Raw genomic sequence first — 20,738 nt, forward strand, 5'->3', positions numbered from 1 at the left:
GCTGCCTCCCACTTCACACGACCCGCTACGACAGGTCGTCGGCGAAGGTCTTCCACCTCCGCACGGTCAAACAGCGCCTCGTGGCGCACGCCGCGCCGCTTCCGGTGCTCGGGCCTTGGCGGCCCTGCGCTCCGGGTCGACTTGCCACCGGATGACGTGGTAGCTGACCTCTGCGAGTGCGGGACATGCACGGGATGATCTTGCAAGGGGTGCGGACTACGCGGGGCGTTCGTGCAGATCACACCGCATGCGCCAGCCATACGACCGCCACTCTCCTAACGCGGGTGTCTCAGGATCAGACGTTTCCTCATAAGGTGGGGTGCCGTGCAGCGACTCGCGCTCTTCGACCTGGACAACACACTCGTCAATCTGGACGAGGCTTTCCAGGTATGGGCCGAGGAGTTCGCCGGGGAACACGCCTTGGGGCACGAGGCGGCTGACTGGTTGCTCTTTCTCGATCGATCCGGCTACCCGCACCGTGAGGTCTTCTTCAGCAAGATCCGCGACCGCTTCACCCTGCCCGAGTCGGTCGACGAGCTGTGGAGCCGCTACCGCCAGCGCATGCCGTACCTCGTTCACTGTCGACCCGAGGTGATGAACGGGCTATCTCGACTCCGCGCGTCCGGCTGGAAGGTAGCGATTGTCACCAACGGCACCGCGGACAACCAACTCGGCAAGATCCAGCGGACGGGACTGGCCGAGGCCGTCGACGCTTACGCGCTCTCAGGAGTCGAAGGCATCCGTAAGCCCGACATCGGCCTGTTCGAGGTCGCGGCCAAGCGCTGTGGCGCGGTTCTCGCCGATGGGGGATGGATGGTCGGTGACCACCTCGTTGCCGACATCGGCGGAGGACGTGCAGCCGGTCTGCATACGATCTGGGTCGACCGAGGCACGTGGCCCGACCACGATCACGACGCTGATCATGTTGTTACTGACGTGCTCCAGGCCCTGGAGATCCTGCACGCCGCGCAATGATCAGGCGCCCTCGACAAGCCCTCGAGGGGAGTACCGTACAGCAGCCCGTACAGCAACACCGTCTTACACGATCACACGTCACCGACCCGCATCTACTGTCTGAGCAGGGCATCAGTCTGCCGACCTGGGGAGCGCCCTTCCCTACGGATTAGAGGGTTACCCGGACCAAGGGGTAGGACCCTGCTTCAGGACGTGGACCTCGGTTTTCTCTGTGGTGGCCCACATCTCGACGCGGTATTCGAAGTGGTCGCCTGGCTCGTCGTCGTCCGTGTCCGGGTGGACGAACTGTGTTGGCATGTATGAGATCCGTGTCCGGTACGTGTGCGGGGGCAGGACGAGCACATCTTCGGTTCCCGGCTCCTGGTCGCAGCCATAGATGCTGAGCCGCCCTGTCGGCAGGGCGAGATCGGCCTCCACCACGTGATCGGCCTCGTCGAGGAACTCTGCCGGCGGAGGCGATGCCTGCACGCGGAGCGTCATCGGGACCCAGCCTTGTCGGGCCGTGCCCACGGCGATCGAGGTGGGCTCAACTCCGATCCTCATCAGTTCTGAGGCTTCTTCGGCCCAGGGCTGCCCGTCGATGTCACCGTTCCTGACGGCGTCCCAGTACGTTTCTTCATCTCGAAGGTAGAACTGGAAGTGGCCGGCGTAGAGAAAGAAACGCTGGACCTCGGCCGGGGACGAGTGCATAGCCCGCAACGGTACTGGGTCAGCGAGATCTTGCTAACGCCATTGCTAACAACATCCCTGGACGCCGGTGGACATCCCTAGAAGATGATCACAGGGAGAGTGTCTCTGAGCAGGTGTTTCTGTCACTGGTGGACGTCGGTGGACGTTCTCGAACTGGCTACGGATCAGAAGGTTGGGGTTTCGAGTACCTCCGGCCGCACAGCAGGTCAAAGGCCCTTCAGGATCATCCTGGAGGGCCTTTTTCGTGCCCGTACAGCAGCGATATACAGCAACGTGGGCTCACGCAGGCGACCTCCTACGGACAGCACGCGTCAAGACCGGGGCTGCGCAGTCGAAGCGAGAACGACGAACATCAAGGGCTGACACCCCAGCTCTCTGGAGTCGGCGGCCCTGCTCAGACGCCGCCGAGGTCACCCCGGAGCCGGCGAACCCACTCTGTGGGGAAGACCTGCTCAAGCCGCTCTCTGCTGATCTCCAACATCCCCTTCTTCGCCAGGGGAAGGAGGGCGCCGTTCTGGGCCGCCGTGTGATCTTCGAGAGCCGGGCAGATCAGGACGGCGAGAATCCGACATGTCCGTTGCACCTCCTCGACCCCGGTGGCATGGACCCATGCTCTTGATGGGGCCCCACGCCGTCTGTACGGCAAGTGAGGTGCCCAGCAGATTCCGGACAGTTGGCTACATAAGCTGACAGAAGTCTGGAAGAGGTAGGTACGTGACGACAGCGTTGGCCATAACTCTCCCCGCAGGTGCACGTGGATGTAGAACGTTAGGGCATGCCGCCGACAACATCGATATGGGCGCCGACCCTCGGTGGTGCCAGGGGTGGCGAACTATCCCACAGCACACCGTCATAGTGGAGTGATGGATCTTTCCGAGGTGGAGCACAAGCGCTTGACCGCAGTCACTGCGGCTCGGTTTACCCATGAATCCGAGATCCCCGAGATCCTCCATGTATGGCTTCACCTGGAGACAGCGATCGTCCGAGTTCATGTCGGCCCTGACTGGACGTTCCGGATCACACCAGATGAGCTAGAGGAAAGTTACGTGATGGAGGAGCTCGGCAGTCGTGTCGATGTCATTTCCGCTCCCCGCGAGGTCCCCTTCGTGCGGCACATCGGTGAACGCCTTGGTCGAGTGACCGAGAGATTCGACGACGAGGACCCTGCTCAGTGCATGGGGGCGGAGTCCGTCTTCGAGACGGGAAGCGTACTCGCGTGGAGTTTCGGCGGCGATCTCCATATGGCCGACCGATGAGCCGGCAGAAAACCGAGCCCACTGACTCGGTGCTCCCTGCTGAAGCAGCCGCTCAAGCTTTCGGCGACGGCCCCACCTCGGCTGGATCACTGTGCAACGACTCGCGCTCTTCGACCTGGACAAGGCGTTCCAGACATGGGCCAGGGAGTTCACCGACGAGCACGACCTTGGGCGCGAAGCGGCTGACTGGCTGCTCGCCCTGGACCGAGCCGGCTACCCACATCGTGAAGTCTTCTTCGCCAAGGTCCGCGACCACTTCGCCTTGCCCAATCGGCCGATGAACTGTGGAGCCGCTACCGCCGGCGCATGCCATACCTCGTCCGCTGCCGTCCCGCAGTGATGGACGCTTTGTCCCAGCTTCGCACGTCGGGCTGGAAGGTGGCCATCATCACCAACGGCACAGCGGACAACCAACTCGGCAAGATCCAGCAGACGGGACTGGCCGAGGCCGTCGACGCCTATGCGCTCTCCGGACTTGAAGGCATCCGCAAGCCCGACATCGGCCTGTTCGAGATCGCCGCCAAGCGGTGCGGCATGACCCTTGCCGATGGGGGATGGATGGTCGGTGACCACCCCGTTGCCGACATCGGTGGGGGACGGGCCGCCGGCCTTCGTACCATCTGGATCGACCGAGGGACATGGCCGGACCAGGAGCATCAGGCGGACCACATCGTTATGGACGTACTTCAGGTGATGGAGATTCTCTTTGCGGGCCGGTGATCGGTTCCAAGGCCAAGGGGGGCGCGAGCCCCGGATCTTGCTAACGCGGATGCTAACAATAGGTCTGGACGGTCCTGGACAACCATGGACTGAGGAACCTCGCAGGCCCCCGTCCCACCAGGCTCGGAAGACAGCGATGGACGGTCTTGGACGATCGTTTTCTAACTCGTAATGAAGTGCTTTGGCGTAGGTGTTGCCCCGTGCCGTGTGAAATCTGTGTCGTTGTGCTCCTAACGCGTCGGCGTGAAGGACGAGACGACCAACCAGACGGCGGTGGCCGCGATCACGACCGCGACGGCGAGGTTCTTCGCCTGTCCGGGAATCACGTCCTTCGATTGTCCGCGGATCATGTGCCGCGCCAGACGGACGGTTCCAGCCCAGGAGATCCGCTGCCGGGGGCTCCAGACAGCCGACGCGACGAGGAGGGCCGCGAGAAGCAGGTGCCACCGTACCGAATCGATGAGAGATGTCTGGAAGTCGTCGTCGTACCAGCGGACGTACGCCACGACGTCGAGTAGTGGGAAGAGGAGAAGAACCGCCGCGACTGCGGTGCCGGCTGACCGCTTCCACCAGGCGGAAACCGCTGCCGCCAACGCGACGAGAACGACCGGCAGGCCGATCCTGTCGGCATCGCAGGACCACCATGAGAGGTCGTCCCAGAACGACTCCGGAGCCTCGATGCGGACGTAGCCGACCGCGTAGGACCTGTCGAACGTGATGACCGTGAAGCGGTGGAATGCCGCCGTCCACGCCGCGGCGCCGACGGCGCCCGCCCACAGGATGATCCCGTGCCATCTTGGGTGCAGCGGTCTCCGGTGCAGCGGTGACCGGGCTGCCAGGAGCAGTGCCCCCGCGGCCACCGAATAGCAGACGATCAAGGGCCAGGGCGGCACGGCCACACGCTCCTGCCCGGTGCACGGGTCGAGGCCCGGCAGGAGAAACGCGATGAAGAGTCCGAACGCGAGCACGGCGCCGACCGCTGTGACCGCCGTGAGCGTGGCCCGACGTGACTCGCGCAGGAGAAGACCGGCCACGACGACCGGTAGCAGGAGAGCACCCCAGAACAGCAGCTCTCCCGGCACGCTCACCAGCGCGTAAGGACCCCCCGGCGGGTAGAAGGTGGAACCCGTCGCGGAACAGAACCAGCCGACGCCCTGCCTGCCGACTCCGAAAGTCGTCAGGATCACCGGCCCTGACACCGCCAGGACCACACCGAAGCGCAGCACCGCCGCCATCGGAGATCGCACTTCTGATCCGGGTTCCCGTGTCACGGCACCCTCCTCCGGAAAAGATCAACTCGGGTGAGGGTAGCGGGAGGTCGCTTTCTGCGGCAGTGCCAGCCGATCGCCGACAAGGTTTACGGTGCTCGCGCGATCCGCCGCTACCCGCGCCGCCGACGGATTACCGCCGCCAGATCCTGCTCATCGCCACCCTGGACTGGCTCTCGCATGAGTGAGGGATGGTGGCTGGCCAATGGGCTCGTCGAGCCTGCCGTATTTCGACGGCGCGGGGCGGCATACGCGGGTGTCGAGCATGGAAGAGGTGATTATGCCGCGAGCCGTCGATCATGAAACTGTCGTATTCGTCTGTTTAGGTGATCGGAGAAAGAACCGAACCTATCCGAGACGATGTGCTTTTTCAGGGCCGAGAAGGTGATTTTCATGGGAAAACTCCTGGCCAGCGCGGTGCATAAGGTGAGTGGATCCTTCTATCTGCTCGACAAGGGGATCGTTGAAGGAGAATATCCAGATGGGCCCGTTTCGTGGGGCTACGAGGTCAATCCTCCGGGACAGGACTGGCTCGAAGTGGGCTCCAACAGTGTCCTCTTCGAGGGCAGGCGGTGGGGCACAGGTTATGTACGCCTCGAACTGTGGAGTGGGCCGCCCTCTGTCGACGAGTCCTGGCACCGATCATGGGAGGGTGAATTCTCCTCACCCTCGGGCATTATCTGTCCTTGGGAGGCTGAAGAGGGGATGCTCGATGACTACCGCGCCTTCGATCTGGGCCGGCAGGAGACGACGTGGCAGGTTCGGGTGCAGGCGAAGTTCCTGAAGAACGACCAGGAGCCAGATTTTCCCGCCGATGCTTACGAAGTGGACTTCTTCAAGATGCAGTTCTGGGGACTTCCCGCGGAGTAGTGGAAGGTCCCCGAGTCTTTTCGGAGGGCCTTACGCTGTCTACGGCAACATGATCAGATGCTTCCGTCCAGCCGCGGTGCACGGCTGCGCTAATGTCCCGCCATGACCGCAGCCGACGATCTCCTCCATCGAATCGAGACCACTCCGAAGCTGGCCGCCCTGCTGGTCTGGCCTGGTGACTTCGACATCGAGCGGCGTGACCCTGTCGAGGAACTGAGACTGCCCTCCGGACTGCCCCTGACGCCGATCGCCGGGGACGGTGGCGGCGGCACCTACTTCCTGTGTGGAACGCCCGGCACCACGCGTCCAGTTCTGTACGCCGATTCCGAGGGCCAGGCCACTGTGATGGCTGCCGACCTGGTGGAGGCACTCACTCTGGTCGCCGCTCATCCCTACTGGCGCGACCTGCTTCACGGCCATTCAGTCGAGGAACTGGAAGAGGAACTGCGTGACGGCCATCCCGACTATCCCGCCGCCCGCATCGAGCTCTTCAGCCTGCTCGGCGTTATTCCGCCTACAGTCGAGGAGGCGGTCACACGCCTACGCGCCTCAGCCTCCCGTACCGTTCCCGACTTTCTGCCCGTCGCTCTCCTGGCGGAGGGCGAGTGCGCCTATGAACCTTTGTGATCTCATGGCGGCTGGCAACCAAAGCACGCCAGCCGTACAGCAGTGCCGTACAGCAACCTCGCCTTACACGGTCGCACACCACCAACCCGCAGCCACCACCTGAGCAGGGCGAGACTCCGCTGACGAGGCATCCGCCCTTCCCTACGGATCAGAAGGTTGGGGTTTCGAGTACCTCCGGCCGCACACATGCAAGAAGGCCCCTGAACAGGCATTACGCCCTCAGAGGCCTTCTTGGTTTCTTGATCGTTTGAGCTTCTTGCTAACACCCTTGCTAACAGGAGGTTCTACTGCTCTCCGATCTCTCACACGGAGTGGGCGCGCCGCCATAGATCGGTCAGGCCGTGTCCATCCGCTCACGGATGTCGATAAGTCTTGTACTTCCCAGTGAGCGAGGATGCGGCGGCCTCCGCGACGTCTTCCCGGGATCCTGCGGCGCAGGTGGTGAGGAAGGCGTGCACGGGCTGCCCCTGCCAACCCGCCGCCGCTACGGCAGGCCAGAAACGGAGTCCGTCCTCAGGTAGCCGAGGAGCCAGAAAATCGAGGATTCGTCCGATGGTCTTGTCGTCGGGAACCATGTGCAGCATCGCCATCGCACGGAAAGCCCCGTCGATGAGCCGGTCGTTGCCGGTGTTGAGGCACCAAAGAATTGGGGTGGAGTCGTCCTCCTGGTCCAACCGAACGAGCGCATCCCCGATCGCTGTATGGACCATGGTGGCCTTGAAGGGGTGACGTGCGAGTTTGTAGAGGTACGGCACCGACGCCCGATGGTCGCAGGCACCGAGCGCCATCACCAGGTGGTAGAGGGTCTCCCAAGCCTGAGGACCCCCGGTTTCGCGTCGCAGCGCTTCCAGCAACGCCGGCCCCGCCGCTGGATCGGCGAGTTTTCGCAGCCGCTTGGCTCCCGACTGCCGGCGAGTTGCCGCGCGATCGGCAAGTCGTCCGATCGCCTCACCAAAGGTGAGCACCACTGATTCTCCTTCACCAGCCGGTCAGCCAGCAGATTCGTTATTCGCCCCTGTATGTCCCACTTGAGCTTGACGCAGAGGGATGGGCGCCAGGTAACACCTGCTCTTCTGCCTCATCCAGCCAGCGCCGATACCAACGGGCGAACCCGAGCGGCTTTCCGTCGTCGTCACAGAGCGGTCGGAATCCCTCGTCGTCAGCGGTGTCGTCCGCCCACATCTGGCCCCGTGCCGGGCCACTGATTACCAGGGCCTCCCGTAACGCACAGCCAAGGTGACACAGATACAGCAGCCCGATCGAATGCCGAGGGTCGTAGACGACCGCGTCGTGCCGCTCCCAGTACGCATCCTCAGCCGCGTTGAACTCCTCGGTGGAATCGAAATCTTCCTCATCAGGCGGCGCGGGCATACCGTCGGCCGGGTTGAACGCCTCGACATGAGGAAACGGCTGGTCCGGCATGTCCAGGTCGGTGAGGTCGGCGCCATCGCCCTCCCACTGCCACCGTCCGTTCACGCGACGCAGGGAAAAGAGGCCGTAGGCGGGGCCTGCCCCACCGCGCCCCGCCTGCAGCAGGAAGGACCGGTACTCGCCAGGCAGTTCTATCCGAAGCTGTGCCTCCACGTCGGCCAGGGCGTCGGCTTCCAGCGGAGGTTCAAGCGTCCAGCCGTGGCTCCCAGCGCCGAACACCGTATCGACACCGGATGCGGCGGCCAGCCGCGAAAGCCGTTCGCGTACATCTGCCCAGTCGGCATGCGTCACGTCCGGCACGATACAAGCATGAGCGGCCCGCACACAGCAGTGCGGCGATCGCAACGGATCCGGTCGCAGGCCGGGGGATGGGATACTCGCCGAGTGCCGCCAGAGGAGAGTGAAACGTGTGACCGAGATCCGTATCCTCTCGTTCGCAGCTTGGCGAGGAGGCCACTATGTCGGCCTGGCGGAGGTCATTGCTTCTCTTGGTGCCTTGATCGAGGGCCATCGCTGGCAATTGATCATCGACTGGCTCGTCTCTCCGGAGACTGAAGCGATCACCGAGGCCACGGCGAACTCATTGGTGACCACGAGGCATCTCATCGACCTGTTCAGCGGGGACGGTCAGCTCATCGATGGAGAGCTGGTGGGCTACGCCGACAGTTCGTCGGCGCCGGAGGTGAGGATCCGAGCGTTCGACAGCAGCTACTGGCACGTGCAGGCAGACAGCCCTGAGCTGTTGGAAAAGATCATCATGCTCTATCCCGACGCGCACGAGCTTCCCGAATGGTGAGTCCGCGAGACTCACCACGAAAGCCTCCCTTCGATCGGGCGCACGGCGGCGCTTGATCAAGAAGACAAGGTCGGGCCATGGCGGGACCGAGTAGGTGTGCTTCCGCTGTCAGGCGCTAGATTCAGATCGAGATTCTGAGGAGGGTTAGTGGCCAAGCGCGTCAACGTCGACGGGCCAGGAGACGACCCGGACGAGTACTGGTTCGAGTGCGAGGACTGCGAGGGCACGGGGACCGTAAACGTCCCAGACGGACTCGATGAGTCCACCAGCGCCAGCGCCGAGTGTTCCGGCTGCGGGGGCCTGGGTTTCTACGAGGGCGACGCTGACGATGTCAACGACTGAGGACCAGATGCTTTGGCGGGTGCTGTACGAGCACGGAAAGGCGTAGCGCCGCGCTACTCCGACGCTACCCATCGTGAGGTCTTCTTCAGCAAGGTCCGGGATCGTTTCGCTCTACCCGAGCTGGTCAACAAGTTGTGGAGCCGCTATCGCCAGCGCATGCCTTATCTCGTTCGCTGTCGGCCCGAGGTGATGGACGGGCTGTCTCGACTCCGCGCGTCGGGCTGGAAGGTGGCGATCGTCACCAACGGCACTGCGGACAACCAGCTTGGCAAGATCCAGCGGACGGGACTGGCCGAGGCCGTCGACGCCTATGCGCTCTCTGGGCTCCAAGGCATCCGTAAGCCCGATGTGGGCCTGTTCGAGATTGCCGCAAAGCGGTGCGGCATGGCCCTGGCCGACGGGGGATGGATGGTGGGCGATCACCTGATCGCCGACATCGGCGCCGGGGGGCTGCCGGCCTTCGTGCGGTCTGGATTGACCAGGGGACGTGGCAGGACCAGGAGCACGAGGCGGACCATGTGGTTACGGACGTGCTCCAGGTGATGGAGATCCTGTGGAAGAGCAGGTGACCGAGCGGTTCAAACCCGCTCACCGATGCGCCACAAGCGCCTGACGAAGGCTCGCCACCGGACTGCGGTCTCTTCACGATGACGGGTATGGGGAAGTCTCAGAAGCGGCGCCAGCCCGCCAAGCCCGATCCCGCGAAGCCGAGCGCCGAGGAGCTTGAGGTCCGCCGAAAGCAAGGGAAAATCGACGCCCAGCGAGCCGCGGCCAAGAAAGAGGGGAAGACGCTGAAGGTCACCCAGGAGGAGCGAGCACTCCGGGCGCAGCAAGGAAAGTTCATGCGCATCAGGGCCAACACCTCCGGCACCCCCGAGTACCAGAACCGCCAGCGCCAGCGCGAGGCCGCCAAGACCGATGAGGCGATCTGGGAGAGCGCGCACGCCCCCGAGACCTACGACTCTGAAGATTGATGATCTTGCTAACGCCAGTGCTAACAACAGGTCTGGACGGACCTGGATGACCGTGGACCGAGGGACCCCGTAGAGCCTGCCCGAGCAGGCTCGGAAGACGGCGGTGGACGGTCCTGGACGATCGTGTTCTAACTCGTAATGAGGTGATCAGTTACCGATATTTCGGGTCGGTCGACGGGGGCGTTACCTTGGGCAGGTGGTGTTTATGAACGTCCACCGACCGAAGGTCGACGAGCCTTATCCGTGTCCGTGCTGTGGGTTCCTCACGCTTGAGGAGCGGGGTATGTACGAGATCTGCCCGGTGTGCTTCTGGGAGGACGATGGCCAGGACGATCATGACGCCGACGCGGTGCGAGGTGGTCCCAACTACGAGCTGAGCCTCACACAGGGGCGGCGCAACTTCGCCGAGTTCGGTGCGAGCCGCCGACAGGACATCGGGGCGGTTCGTGATCCCCTCCCATATGAGTACCCGATCAGGTGATCTTGCTAATGCAGGTGCTAACAACAGGCCTGGACGGACCTGGACGACCATGGACTGAGGAACCCTGCAAAGCCCGCTCCACCAGGTCCGGAAGGCAGCCGTGGACGATCCTGGACGATCGTGTTCTAACTCGTAATGAAGGTGTCGCAGGTCAAGCGGGGCCAGAGTTGGAAAGGCCGGACTGCCGGGAGACCTCCCGATGCAGATCGAGCAACTCCGTCAAGGGAGCAGGACGCCGATCGGTGGCATCGATGTCGTGCTGGGCTTCGGCCGACCACAGGGGCGGCGCGAACGAAACGCCCTGATCGAGAGGGAGGGAAGCCGTCTCCTCCTGCCAGCCTGACCAGCGGAAACTCTCATAGAAGCCAGTCAGCCGGCCGGACAGCAGCCAACAGAGCCAGCTTCCATAACCCAGCTCCAAGGATTCCCACTCCAGGCAGTCCGGAGCGAAATAGAGCACATGACCGGGCTCACCCGGCAGCGAACCGGCAGCGGCGACACCGCCTTTGATCGCGAAGACACCACCGAGCACGTCATAGGCGACGATCAGCAGAGACGGCGCCGTGTACGCGGAAGTGGTCTCAGGCAGGGCGTTCGCCCGCAGCAGGTCAGGCATGCCGGGCAAGCCCGAAGAGCCTCCCAGCACGCGCACCCACCCGTGGTCGATCAGCAGGCCACCGGAGTGCAGGGCCATGGCCCCCAGCCATGACCGCGCCGATACCTGCAGTTCATGCAGGCACGTACGGCCCCGCCCGACCTCCCCCGATGGCAGCATCCTTGTGGTCACGTCGCTGGTGGCGACTTCCTCCAGGAGCGCCGGCCACGCCGGATCGTCAACGGCGACGAGTTCTTCCACGGTTCGCACCCTGGCATGGTGGCACGAAGAATCTGGGTGGGGCGAGGTCGGTACAGCAGCGCCGTACAGCAACCTCGCCTTACACGGTCGCACACCACCAACCAGCAGCCACCACCTGAGCAGGGCGAGACTCCGCTGACGAGGCATCCGCCCTTCCCTGCAGATCAGAAGGTTGGGGTTTCGAGTACCTCCGGCTGCACAGCAGCAAGAAGGCCCCTGAACAGGCGTTACGCCGTCAGGGGCCTTCTTCGGTTCTTGATCGTCGGAGCTTCTTGCTAACACCCTTGCTAACAGGGGCTCTTGGTTGGCTCCCACTGCTCGCCGACGGTGTTGGCGGAGCTGTCGGTCACGGAGGCTTCCATCGTTCGGATCATGTGGGTGCAGACATGGGCGTGACGGATGAGTTGGTCTAGGTAGGTCCGGTTTTGCCGAACATGCCTGGATGATCGCTGAGCCTTTTCCAACCTTCCACGTCACAAACAGCGCTCCCTGCCCCGCCGGCTACGGCGTGGCAGCCTACGAAACGCGTAGGTGTCAGGGCTCAGCTGCGAGCGAGTCCTGGTGCGGCTTGAGCCTGACGTCGACCCGAGAGAGGGGCAGATCCCGGCTCAAGCCGCCGCGCAGGAGCGGAATCCACGTGGGAGGCGCGTGACGGCGGGGTCGGTCAGGGTGAACGCGACCGGGGTACCCGGTGCGCCCCGACCGAAGCGGATGGCGTTTGGTCTTCATCCCGCAAGGTGGCCTGTGCTTCTTCGCACACGCGACTCAGCTTTCGAATTGACCAAAAAAGGAACCTGGAATGGAGGGGGGCAGCACCTGGGGCCACGTTAGTGCGCTCGCGCACGCCCTTGCGCCGCGCGTTGTCCCGTTGCGGGATCGTCAATCGGTCCGGGTGCGGAGGCTCCGCGCCAGGGCGGGGATCATCACCGCCGCAGGGACGAGATGTAGCCCGAGGAGGGCGATGATGGTGGCGGTGTTTGCCCCGACGAGGAAGGGCGGGACCAGTGAGATCGCGGTCAGCGACACTGCCGTCCACACGAATCGCTTGGCGGGGTGAGCGCTCCAACGAAGAAGAGCGGCGGCAATGACGACGCCCACGACCGAGAAGAAGCCGGTCACCACGGCGAACCCGGGCAACGGGATCGTCTCGCCACCATCGGGGATCTCGAAGTCGACGCCGACGGCCTGGGCAAGCGCAGCGGCGAGGGTGGTGGCCACCATCGCTGCGAGCGTGGCAATGAAGCCGGTGATGGCGAGCCCGCGGAGTCGGTGGGTGTGGCTGGTCTGGCCCGATGCCGGGCCTGCGACGACCCCGGTGTCATTCATGCTGTTCATGTCGTTCCTCCGTCATTCGGTAACTGGCGTACAGGGTGTGTTGACTGGCATGTGACGGTCCTGGCCCTGGGCGTGACGATGCGCACCCTCGCCGTGCGGCGGCCGGGGTTCCGCAGGGCGCGGACGCCGGTGCCGCGGAGCCAGAACCCGGCGTCGCGTCCGAGGACCGGCCCGGGCTCGCCGTCGCGCAGCTCCAGCTGCACCCGCCCGCGGGTGACGACGCCGAACGCGTCGCACCACTCCGCCGCGACCACCGCGACACGCGCGCCACCTCGCAGCGCAAGCGTCCACACGGGACTACTCCGTGCCGTCCGCCGGCAGGCGCTCCGGCAGCCCGAGCCGCGGGAACTGGTCGTTGTGGAACGTGACGATCTCGGTGATCGCCCCGCCGGTGACGCGCAGGACGTCGATCGTCAGCGGCAGGTACGCACCCTCCGGCTTCCGCCAGAGATAGAAGGCGACGGCGGGCTGCCGGTTCACGGAGGTGAGGACGGCGCGCAGGTGCTTCATGCCCTCGAAGCCGCTCTCGACCCAGTCGTTCACCACCGTGTCGCGGCCGACGTACAGGCCCGGCGTGGGCGGCATCGAGCAGCGGACGTCGTCCCGCAGCAGTGCGGCGAGCCCGTCGACGTCCGTGGCCACGCTGGCGTCGGTATAGCGGCGCACCAGCTCGCGCGTCCCGGCGTCCTCCTCGCCGCCGGTCCAGTCCTGCCGCTCGGCGGGCAGGTGCTCCCGCATGCCGGCACGGGCCCGCTGCAGCGCGCTGTTCACGGAGTTGACGGAGTCCCCGAGGAGCTCCGCGACGTCCTTCGCCGGCCAGCCGAGCACGTCCCGCAGGATCAGCACGGCCCGCGGGCGCGGCGCGAGGTGCTGGACTGCGACCAGGTACGCCAGCTCGATCGTCTCCCGCGCGACGGCGACGGTCTCCGGCTCGTCCGCGTCGCCCGCGGGTAGCTCGTCGAGCAGCCGGTCCGGGTAGGGCTGCAGCCACAGCACCTCGCCGCCGGTCGCAGGCTCCGGGCGGCACTTGGCGAGCAGGTCCAGGCAGGCGTTGGTGGCGATCCGGTACAGCCAGGCCCGGAACGTCGACCGCCCCTCGAAGGTCTCCCGCCGCCGCCAGGCACGGAGGAACGTCTCCTGCACGGTGTCCTCGGCGTCCTCGAACGACCCGAGCATCCGGTAGCAGTGCACGTGCAGCTCCCGCCGGTGCCGCTCCGCCAGCCCCGAGAACGTCGGCTCGTCGACCTCGTCCAGACCGCTCACGCCCAGCTCCTCCAGCCGCGTGTCCGCACTCATCACGTCATCCTTCCGCCTCGTCGTGTCCCGTCGTAGGTGTGACGGGTGCGGGCGCGACAACTCATCACCAGGGTCGGTCGGCATGGCTGATCCAGTGACGGATCCGGTGGCGGAGCACGACGCACGGTACGGCGAGGAGGGCGCGGGTCCGCCGGAGTGGGCGCGGGTGCGCGACCGCCTGGCGCGTGCCGGGGTCGCCTGGTTCACGACGACGCGGCGGGCATGGACGCACAGGCACGGCACGAGGTCCACCGAAAAGGATGGGCTTGATCGAGGAGTGATCCTCGGCGCTCAGGACCAACTCTTGGGCCTTCTGCCAGATACGGAGGACTGTGCTCTTTGCGAGCACGTCCCCGCGCGTCCCGTAGAACAGGCGTCCTCCAGGGCCGGCGCCCCGCGCGATGGCAATACATGCTTTCGGCGAACCCGGTAACGGCTCTGCCGTGCCCCGGTACGGCTCCACCGTGCTCAGGCAGATGAGAAAGCGGTCCGTACTTTTTGGAGCGGTGCGAAGGGTGCCAGTGGCGCGAACCAAGAATTCGCAAAGCAGGATGATCAGGTTTTCAAGGAGTCTGGAAACACCTCACGGAGTGGCACCGTACAAACCGGGGCACGTCAGCACAGGGGAAACAATGCTGTCGGCCGGAGCAACGTGGCCACCTTCCGTCAGACGGTCCGGCGTCCGCTGTCAGCGATCCTCAAACGTCCATGATCTTCAGAAAGGCATCGCTCATGCAAATCGAAAAGGCCAAAATCGTTGAGCTCCTCCGGTCCCGTGGCGACAACGCCCTGGCGCAGCAAGCCGACAAGAGCCTGCCCCCGCAGATCGATACCGACCAGCACGCGGAACAGCTGTCCAAGCTCGGTTTGAACCCTCAAGACCTTCTCGGCAAACTTGGTGGCCTCGGCGGCCTCGGTCACTAACCCTGGAGCTAGGGGCACGGGGCAACTCGATAGCATGATCGCTCCCCAATGTGACCCCAAGCCAACCCGATACGCTTCTGGTCTTCGGGCCAACGCCTGGTCAACAGCATGACGTGAGGGTGTTGGATCTTCCCCTATGGATCAGAAGGTCGGGGTTTCGAGTACCTCCGGCCGCACACATGCAAGAAGGCCCCTGAACAGGCGTTACGCCGTCAGGGGCCTTCCTTGGTTCTTGGGCGTCTGAGGGTCTTGCTAACCCCCTGCTGACAGGGTGGCTCCCGGTTGCCCCCCTGCCCACCGATGGCCTTGGCGCAGACATCAGCCGCAGAGGCCTCCGCCGTCCTGATCGCGTGGACGTAGACGGCAAGTTCGCTGAGTGAACACAGGGACGTCCGGCTCCCTGCCACCGTTCGTTGACCGAAGTCCTGTGCGGGACGCACTCAGTAGCTCTTCCGGGCACTTCGTTCCTTCATCGACCGAGGCCGGCGACTTGTCAGGGGCAGCGAGCCAGAGCTTGTCGAAGAAAATGCCCTGTAATATTCGCTTGGCACTTCATACTGAGTGTTGTTAGACGTGAAGATGCCCCCGACCGGTGATCAGCCTTTGCCGGGGGCACCTCCGCTGGAGCCGGGCCCTGATAGGCGTTTGCCTATCGGGGCCGGCTTCCGTTCACCAGACAGTCCACCGCGATCAGCATCGCCCTTAAGAGCAATGCCGTCGATTCGGACAGGACCGGCCGATCTCTTCTGCGCCGTCGGTGCGCACTCATCGTGCTCCAATCTCTTCGGCCTGTGAGTCATGGTCGGGATCGACCATTGGCCGGAGTTCGGTCGATCCCCGGGGGAACGACCGAGCGAGCTGGCATCGTGAGTCAAGGCGTAGAAGCGACGGATCTGATTGTGCCTTATGGGGAAGGGGGGATTTGCACTTGTTCGCTAATTCGACGAACGACAACGCATACCCCGGAAGGTCAGGAGTTTCGGTTCTCGCGGCCGTGCAGTTCAAAGGCCCCGCTCATCCAAACGGGACCTTCAGCTAACCGGTGTCTCAAGCTACCTTTCGACCATTTTGGCGAAGACATCGGCGGCCGAGGTCTCTGCCGCCCGGATCACGTGGGCGTAGACACGGAGCGTGATGGACGGGTCGGCGTGACCGAGTCGGGCCGCGACGACGTGGACGGGGACGCCGGCCAAGAGGGGCGTCGTCGCGTGGATGTGCCGGAGATCGTGCAAACGGGCGTGCGGGAGCGGTTCCTCGGGCTCCTTCGCCGGGTTGTTGTAGCGGCGGATCATGGTCGCGGTGAGCAAGCTGACCGTGTCGGGATGGATCGGCTCACCCCAGCCGGTCGTGAACACGTGGTCATCCGTTCCTCGCCACTCTTGCCCGGCCGCCGGCTTGTCGGCAGCCTGCTTGCTCCGCTGCGCCTTCAGGACCCTGATCGTTCCGTCGTCGAGGCTGACGATGCGCTTCCGGCCGCTCTTGGTGGTTCCCTCGATGCGTTCGCCGTCTCCGTTCCCGGCTCTCGCCAGTAGATCGACTTGGGCGACGGTAGCGGACAGGCGTCATGATTCCGGAAGAGCGGTGACAGCGGTACCGACAGTAACGCCCCCACTCGCGAGCACACTCATGCCGCCGTCCACACTCCGCTGACCACGGTTCTCGACATCCGAGCTGCGCGATCGGCCCACCTGAAAATCGGAGGGTCATGCCGCCGGTGGCGCTGAGGTGGGGCCTGCTCACCTCGCCTGCCGTTTCTTCCTGGCGTTCTCACGGGTTTGTCCTGGATCCGCCGATGTTCCCGGAGCACCGGGGCGCATGGTCCGGGCAACGGAAGAGAGCCCTCCGTCTCGGTCATCCTCGCGGCGGATGCCGGGAAGCGTCGTCTCACAGGACTCTGGGGCGCATGAACGACGATGTCTACCTGGATAACGACTGGCGTGCCCTGTACGAGAACACCCTCCGTCACGGAGGTGGGAACACCGGGCTGGTCGATGAGCTGCGACGGTGGCTGGGCGAGCATCCGGCGCACGTGGCGGAAGTACAGGAGGCGGGCCGACCGGAAAGTCACCTGATCCCCCTGGGGGCACCTCCCGAGTGGGGCTACAGCCCGCTGGTACGGCTGTACGCGGTGAGCCGCATCCTCGACCTGCTCATCCTGAACTACCAGGATCCCGCGGACGATCCGGCAGCGGCCCCGGACGAGTGGTACCCGCCGGTCGGCGTCTATCCCGCCTTCTGCGAGGCGCTGGGCGCGGACCGGATCGGCCGGCGGGGGTTCCACCCGTTCTTCCACGAGATCGTCGAGGTACGGCAGGCCAGTGACCCCGAAGAGCCGCCCTCGATCGTTGAGGAGCGCTGGCCCGGCTACATGATGGGCTCGATGCTGCTGACGCGGGCCGGGGTGGTCGTCACCGCCGGGGCGAGACATCTGGTCGCGGGGGTCGCCGACCGATCCACCCTGTACTGGACCTTCCGGCGCCGGTCACGATCCACCAACGACCCCTCGCACGGGTGGGGACACAACTCGCAGTGGGCGACCGACTTCCGCCGCGACTACCTGATCGACGGCCGGTTGCACTACAACGTGGACGAGGTCCTGGATCCGAATGACTACGAGGGGGGAGACGACGAGGAGGACCTCGACCCGGCGTCGATGATCGAGCTTGTCCGGTACCGATGCAGCACCATCGTCGATCACGGCGATGACCAGTACCCCTACAACGATCACCATGTCGAACTGGCCCCCGCGGACTGACCCGACGCAGGCATCCTGGCTCTACCGGAAGGCATGGAACCGACGAAGTGAACCCCGTCCCGGTTGCGTTCACGGAAGGGGTGCGCAGCGGTCCATACGGCAACACCGTCTTACGCGATCTGCGCAGGGCGAGACGCCGCTGACGAGGTATCCGCCCTTCCCCGCGGATCAACGGAAGTCATCCCGGAGGGCCTTTTTCATGTCCGTACAACAATGGGATCTGACGGCCGCCACTGATCGAGTGTCTTGGGTCTGCTCTGTCTGAGAGGCGCCCGCCGCGGAGGAGAGTGAAACACGTGACCGGAATCCGCATCCTCTCGTTCGTAGCTTGGCGAGGAGGCCGCTATGTCGGCCTGGCGGAGGTCCTCGCTTCCCTTGGTGCCTTGATCGAGAGCCATCGCCGGCAATTGATCATCGACTGGCTCGTCTCTCTGGAGACTGAAGCGATCGTCGAGGCCACGGCGAACTCACTGGTGACCACGAGTCATCTCATCGACCTGTTCAGCGGGGATTGTCAGCTCAACGACGGAGAGCTGGTGGGGCCGGAGGTGAGGATCCGAGTGTTCGACAGCGGCCACTGGGATGTGCGGACGGTCAGCTCTGAGCTGCTGGAAAAGATCATCATGCTCTATCCCGACGCGCACGAGCTTCCCGAGTGGTGAATCCGCGAGACTCACCGTGAAAGGTATCCCAGGAGGACCCTGGAAGGCCTTCATTGAGCGAGTCGGTGCTCCTTCGCGTGATCTGAAGATCGTCATCCGCCGGTGAAAACTGGGTGACATTTCACATCACTTGCCGGAATGCTGGGGACGGGCGATGAGTTTTGTCGGTGGTGTCGGTCAGTCTTTGCATGACCACGACTTCTTGTGAGACCCGAGGCTGAGACACCAGCCATGACCACGTCATGTCCGACAACCCCGATTGAGGTACCGTGCCCAGCCCACAGCTCGACTCACCCGCCAAGCCCGCGGCCGCCGTTTCAGGTCGCACCCCGGCCGTGATCCGGCTGCTGGTGCTCGCCACATTCGTGGTCATCCTCAACGAGACGATCATGATCAACGCGATCCCGCGGCTGATGAGCGCGCTGCACATCACCGAGCAGACCGCGCAGTGGCTCTCGACCGCCTTCATGCTGACCATGGCCGCTGTCATCCCGATCACCGGATGGTTCCTGCAGCGGGTGTCCACCCGCAGCGCGTACACCACCGCGATGGGCCTGTTCCTGCTCGGCACGGCGCTGGCCGCCGTCGCGCCGTCGTTCGAGGTGCTGCTGGGCGCCCGCATCATCCAGGCGTCCGGGACGGCTGTGATGATGCCGCTGCTGATGACCACGCTGATGCAGGTGGTGCCCGAGACAGACCGGGGCCGGGTGATGGGCAACGTCTCCCTGGCCATCTCGGTCGCGCCCGCCATGGGCCCGACGGTCTCGGGGGTGATCCTCCAATTCGGGTCCTGGCGGCTGCTGTTCGCCGTGGTGCTCCCCATCGCCGCCGTGATCACCTGGCGCGGCCTGAAGCAGCTCAAGAACGTCGGAGAGCCCCAGTTCAGCACCATCGACTGGTTGAGCGTGGTGACCGCCGCTGCCGGCTTCGGCGGCCTGGTCTACGGGCTCAGCTGGTTCGAGGGTGGTGACGTCGGCGTCGCCGCCGCGATCGTGGCGGCCGGCCTGGTGGCCATCGCCGTCTTCGTCGCCCGCCAGCTGTCGTTGCAGAAGCGCGGCGTGCCGCTGCTGGACCTGCGTACCCTGCGCCACCGCACCTACACGGTCGCACTGATCCTGATGTCGGTGGCCTTCATGGCGATGCTCGGATCGATGATCTTGCTGCCGCTGTACCTGCAGAACATCCGCGAGCTCAGCCCCCTGCAGACCGGACTCCTCGTGATGCCGGGCAGCCTCGCGATGGGGCTGCTCGGTCCGACCGTCGGCCGCCTGTTCGACCGGTTCGGCGGCCGGGTTCTGGTCATCCCCGGCGCGATCGGGATCGCGCTCGCGCTCACCGGCTTCACCCAGGTCACGATGACCATGCCGTTCTGGCAGCTCCTCGGTCTGCACGCGCTGCTGATGGTGGGGCTGGCCGCGACCTTCACCCCGGTATTCACCCTCGGGCTCGGAGCGGTTCCACCGCCGCTCTACTCCCACGCCAGCTCGATCCTGAGCACGCTGCAACAGGTCTCCGCGGCCATCGGCACCGCGCTCGTGATCACCGTGATGAGCGCGCGAGCCGATGCCCTGAGATCCGCGGGAGCCACGGAGGCGCTCGCCAACCTCGACGGCATGCGGCTGGCCTTCATCATCGGCGCGGTGCTGTCCGTGGCCGTGGTCGTCACCGCCCTGCTACTACCCGCCCGAGCGGACAGTGCCGGTGAGATCGAGGGGGCCCGGCCGATGCACCCGGCATGACGAGGGTGGAATGGGACGCTGCAACCTCCCGTATCTCGCTGAAGTCTGACGGAGAGGGGCCGGTGCAGGACCTGTCGGCCTCGGTGAGCGCCCGGCCCGTCCGTCTTCCGGGCGTCAGCACACGATGAAGATGCTCTTCCAGCCGACGGGCGTCCGCTGCTCCGCGTTGCGGTTGGACGGCAGCTCGAAGTGCATCACACCCTGCGTGTCGGGCTGGTTGTACATCCGGCCGCTCTGGCCGTCGCCGTACCACTTGTACGACCCGTGGAAGGGGATGTTGGACGGGCCGCACCGGTCGATGACCACCGACCGGCCGGTGAAGCCCGGCCCTTCATAGGCCACGTACTGTGAGGCGTAGGCGGCGCTTCCCATGACGGCGACCATGGCGGCGGAGATGACGGGGACGAGGGCGATTCGCTTCACGATGATCCTCCCGATGACCTCAATGATCTACTGAGAGTATACATACGGCTACTCTAAGTGAACGAAACATGTCGCACATGGTCTGGGCCGCTCGCCGAAAGCAGAACGCCCCGCGATGTCCGCCACGACGCTCTGCACCCCACGACGCTGGGATCGGCGGCCACGCCCGCAGTGGCGGAGCCGCTGACCGGATCCGGCGAACGCGGTGTGCTCGGCTGAACGTGCCGGTCGAGACACACCGCGGTGCCGCGACGCTAGTGCCTGGCCGGACTGAAGTACCGGCGCGGGTTGTCCACCAGCATCGTGGTCAGTTGCGTC

The 20,738-nt window shown here is 64.8% G+C and carries 26 protein-coding genes; 14 read left to right on the forward strand and 12 right to left on the reverse strand.

Going from position 1 to position 20,738, the window contains the following annotated elements; translation table 11 throughout:
- Positions 1–324: 324 nt before the first annotated feature.
- The gene (locus ABT130_RS41755; RefSeq protein WP_350965275.1) at positions 325–975 is read left to right on the forward strand and encodes an HAD family hydrolase; all 651 of its coding nucleotides are present in this window, start codon (positions 325–327) and stop codon (positions 973–975) included.
- Between the two features lie 156 nt (positions 976–1,131).
- Here ABT130_RS41755 and ABT130_RS41760 read toward each other — a convergent pair whose 3' ends face one another.
- Positions 1,132–1,665 carry a hypothetical protein gene (locus ABT130_RS41760; protein WP_350965277.1) on the reverse strand — a complete coding sequence of 178 codons (534 nt, stop codon included), beginning with the start codon at positions 1,663–1,665 and terminating at the stop codon, positions 1,132–1,134.
- Between the two features lie 394 nt (positions 1,666–2,059).
- Complete coding sequence (locus ABT130_RS41765) at positions 2,060–2,248, reverse strand: hypothetical protein (protein WP_350965279.1); 189 nt, start codon at positions 2,246–2,248, stop codon at positions 2,060–2,062.
- A 280-nt stretch (positions 2,249–2,528) separates the two neighbouring features.
- On the opposite strand from ABT130_RS41765, the gene ABT130_RS41770 reads away from it, so the two are divergent.
- The 3 genes from ABT130_RS41770 (at position 2,529) to ABT130_RS41780 (ending at position 3,641) form a co-directional block, all read left to right on the forward strand.
- The gene (locus tag ABT130_RS41770) at positions 2,529–2,921 is read left to right on the forward strand and encodes a hypothetical protein (RefSeq protein WP_350965281.1); all 393 of its coding nucleotides are present in this window, start codon (positions 2,529–2,531) and stop codon (positions 2,919–2,921) included.
- 91 nt (positions 2,922–3,012) lie between these two features.
- A complete protein-coding gene (locus ABT130_RS41775; RefSeq protein WP_350965283.1) occupies positions 3,013–3,261 on the forward strand; it encodes a hypothetical protein in 249 nt (82 codons plus the stop codon).
- Entirely contained in the window at positions 3,261–3,641 is a 381-nt protein-coding gene (locus ABT130_RS41780) for an HAD family hydrolase (RefSeq protein WP_502992246.1), read from the forward strand. The genes ABT130_RS41775 and ABT130_RS41780 overlap by 1 nt, the downstream gene beginning before the upstream one ends.
- A 230-nt stretch (positions 3,642–3,871) precedes the next feature.
- Here the strand turns inward: ABT130_RS41780 and ABT130_RS41785 are convergent, their stop codons facing one another.
- The gene (locus ABT130_RS41785; protein WP_350965287.1) at positions 3,872–4,888 is read right to left on the reverse strand and encodes a hypothetical protein; all 1,017 of its coding nucleotides are present in this window, start codon (positions 4,886–4,888) and stop codon (positions 3,872–3,874) included.
- Positions 4,889–5,302: 414 nt separating this feature from the next.
- On the opposite strand from ABT130_RS41785, the gene ABT130_RS41790 reads away from it, so the two are divergent.
- Both ABT130_RS41790 and ABT130_RS41795 read left to right on the forward strand, forming a co-directional pair.
- On the forward strand, positions 5,303–5,779 hold the full coding sequence (locus ABT130_RS41790; protein WP_350965289.1) for a hypothetical protein: 477 nt from the start codon (positions 5,303–5,305) through the stop codon (positions 5,777–5,779).
- A 102-nt stretch (positions 5,780–5,881) separates the two neighbouring features.
- Positions 5,882–6,406, forward strand: coding sequence for a hypothetical protein (locus ABT130_RS41795; RefSeq protein ID WP_350965291.1), 525 nt, complete (start codon positions 5,882–5,884; stop codon positions 6,404–6,406).
- A gap of 353 nt (positions 6,407–6,759) precedes the next feature.
- On the opposite strand, the gene ABT130_RS41800 is transcribed toward ABT130_RS41795, so the two are convergent.
- Together ABT130_RS41800 and ABT130_RS41805 are read right to left on the reverse strand one after the other, a co-directional pair.
- Positions 6,760–7,374 (reverse strand): hypothetical protein, encoded by a 615-nt coding sequence (locus tag ABT130_RS41800; protein WP_350965293.1) that lies wholly within the window; start codon positions 7,372–7,374, stop codon positions 6,760–6,762.
- 37 nt (positions 7,375–7,411) lie between these two features.
- A complete protein-coding gene (locus tag ABT130_RS41805; RefSeq protein WP_350965295.1) occupies positions 7,412–8,137 on the reverse strand; it encodes an SMI1/KNR4 family protein in 726 nt (241 codons plus the stop codon).
- Between the two features lie 109 nt (positions 8,138–8,246).
- Here ABT130_RS41805 and ABT130_RS41810 point away from each other — a divergent pair, with 109 nt between their 5' ends.
- The 5 genes from ABT130_RS41810 to ABT130_RS41830 all read left to right on the forward strand — a co-directional run bounded on the left by ABT130_RS41810 (position 8,247) and on the right by ABT130_RS41830 (position 10,430).
- On the forward strand, positions 8,247–8,633 hold the full coding sequence (locus ABT130_RS41810; protein WP_350965297.1) for a hypothetical protein: 387 nt from the start codon (positions 8,247–8,249) through the stop codon (positions 8,631–8,633).
- A 147-nt stretch (positions 8,634–8,780) separates the two neighbouring features.
- Positions 8,781–8,975, forward strand: coding sequence for a hypothetical protein (locus ABT130_RS41815; protein WP_350965299.1), 195 nt, complete (start codon positions 8,781–8,783; stop codon positions 8,973–8,975).
- A 132-nt stretch (positions 8,976–9,107) separates the two neighbouring features.
- Positions 9,108–9,518, forward strand: coding sequence for an HAD family hydrolase (locus ABT130_RS41820; protein WP_350965315.1), 411 nt, complete (start codon positions 9,108–9,110; stop codon positions 9,516–9,518).
- 113 nt (positions 9,519–9,631) lie between these two features.
- A complete protein-coding gene (locus tag ABT130_RS41825; RefSeq protein WP_350965301.1) occupies positions 9,632–9,949 on the forward strand; it encodes a hypothetical protein in 318 nt (105 codons plus the stop codon).
- 205 nt (positions 9,950–10,154) lie between these two features.
- On the forward strand, positions 10,155–10,430 hold the full coding sequence (locus ABT130_RS41830; RefSeq protein WP_350965303.1) for a CPCC family cysteine-rich protein: 276 nt from the start codon (positions 10,155–10,157) through the stop codon (positions 10,428–10,430).
- 151 nt (positions 10,431–10,581) lie between these two features.
- On the opposite strand, the gene ABT130_RS41835 is transcribed toward ABT130_RS41830, so the two are convergent.
- The 6 genes from ABT130_RS41835 to ABT130_RS41860 all read right to left on the reverse strand — a co-directional run bounded on the left by ABT130_RS41835 (position 10,582) and on the right by ABT130_RS41860 (position 16,400).
- Positions 10,582–11,286 carry a DUF2625 family protein gene (locus ABT130_RS41835; RefSeq protein WP_350965305.1) on the reverse strand — a complete coding sequence of 235 codons (705 nt, stop codon included), beginning with the start codon at positions 11,284–11,286 and terminating at the stop codon, positions 10,582–10,584.
- Positions 11,287–12,165: 879 nt separating this feature from the next.
- A complete protein-coding gene (locus tag ABT130_RS41840) occupies positions 12,166–12,612 on the reverse strand; it encodes a DUF6069 family protein (protein WP_350965307.1) in 447 nt (148 codons plus the stop codon).
- A gap of 5 nt (positions 12,613–12,617) precedes the next feature.
- Positions 12,618–12,914 carry a hypothetical protein gene (locus ABT130_RS41845; protein WP_350914192.1) on the reverse strand — a complete coding sequence of 99 codons (297 nt, stop codon included), beginning with the start codon at positions 12,912–12,914 and terminating at the stop codon, positions 12,618–12,620.
- Between the two features lie 4 nt (positions 12,915–12,918).
- A complete protein-coding gene (locus tag ABT130_RS41850) occupies positions 12,919–13,917 on the reverse strand; it encodes an RNA polymerase subunit sigma-70 (protein ID WP_350965309.1) in 999 nt (332 codons plus the stop codon).
- 666 nt (positions 13,918–14,583) lie between these two features.
- Positions 14,584–14,838 carry a hypothetical protein gene (locus ABT130_RS41855; protein WP_350965310.1) on the reverse strand — a complete coding sequence of 85 codons (255 nt, stop codon included), beginning with the start codon at positions 14,836–14,838 and terminating at the stop codon, positions 14,584–14,586.
- Between the two features lie 1,055 nt (positions 14,839–15,893).
- A complete protein-coding gene (locus ABT130_RS41860) occupies positions 15,894–16,400 on the reverse strand; it encodes a tyrosine-type recombinase/integrase (protein ID WP_350965317.1) in 507 nt (168 codons plus the stop codon).
- A gap of 344 nt (positions 16,401–16,744) precedes the next feature.
- On the opposite strand from ABT130_RS41860, the gene ABT130_RS41865 reads away from it, so the two are divergent.
- The 3 genes from ABT130_RS41865 (at position 16,745) to ABT130_RS41875 (ending at position 19,997) form a co-directional block, all read left to right on the forward strand.
- On the forward strand, positions 16,745–17,596 hold the full coding sequence (locus tag ABT130_RS41865; RefSeq protein ID WP_350965312.1) for a hypothetical protein: 852 nt from the start codon (positions 16,745–16,747) through the stop codon (positions 17,594–17,596).
- A 296-nt stretch (positions 17,597–17,892) separates the two neighbouring features.
- Entirely contained in the window at positions 17,893–18,258 is a 366-nt protein-coding gene (locus ABT130_RS41870; RefSeq protein ID WP_350965313.1) for a hypothetical protein, read from the forward strand.
- A gap of 269 nt (positions 18,259–18,527) precedes the next feature.
- Positions 18,528–19,997, forward strand: coding sequence for an MDR family MFS transporter (locus ABT130_RS41875; protein WP_350923321.1), 1,470 nt, complete (start codon positions 18,528–18,530; stop codon positions 19,995–19,997).
- A 114-nt stretch (positions 19,998–20,111) separates the two neighbouring features.
- On the opposite strand, the gene ABT130_RS41880 is transcribed toward ABT130_RS41875, so the two are convergent.
- Positions 20,112–20,420, reverse strand: coding sequence for a MiAMP1 family antimicrobial peptide (locus ABT130_RS41880; RefSeq protein WP_343970830.1), 309 nt, complete (start codon positions 20,418–20,420; stop codon positions 20,112–20,114).
- Positions 20,421–20,738: the final 318 nt, after the last annotated feature.

The sequence above is a fragment of the Streptosporangium sp. NPDC001681 genome (genome assembly GCF_040298085.1).
Classification (GTDB): domain Bacteria; phylum Actinomycetota; class Actinomycetes; order Streptosporangiales; family Streptosporangiaceae; genus Streptosporangium.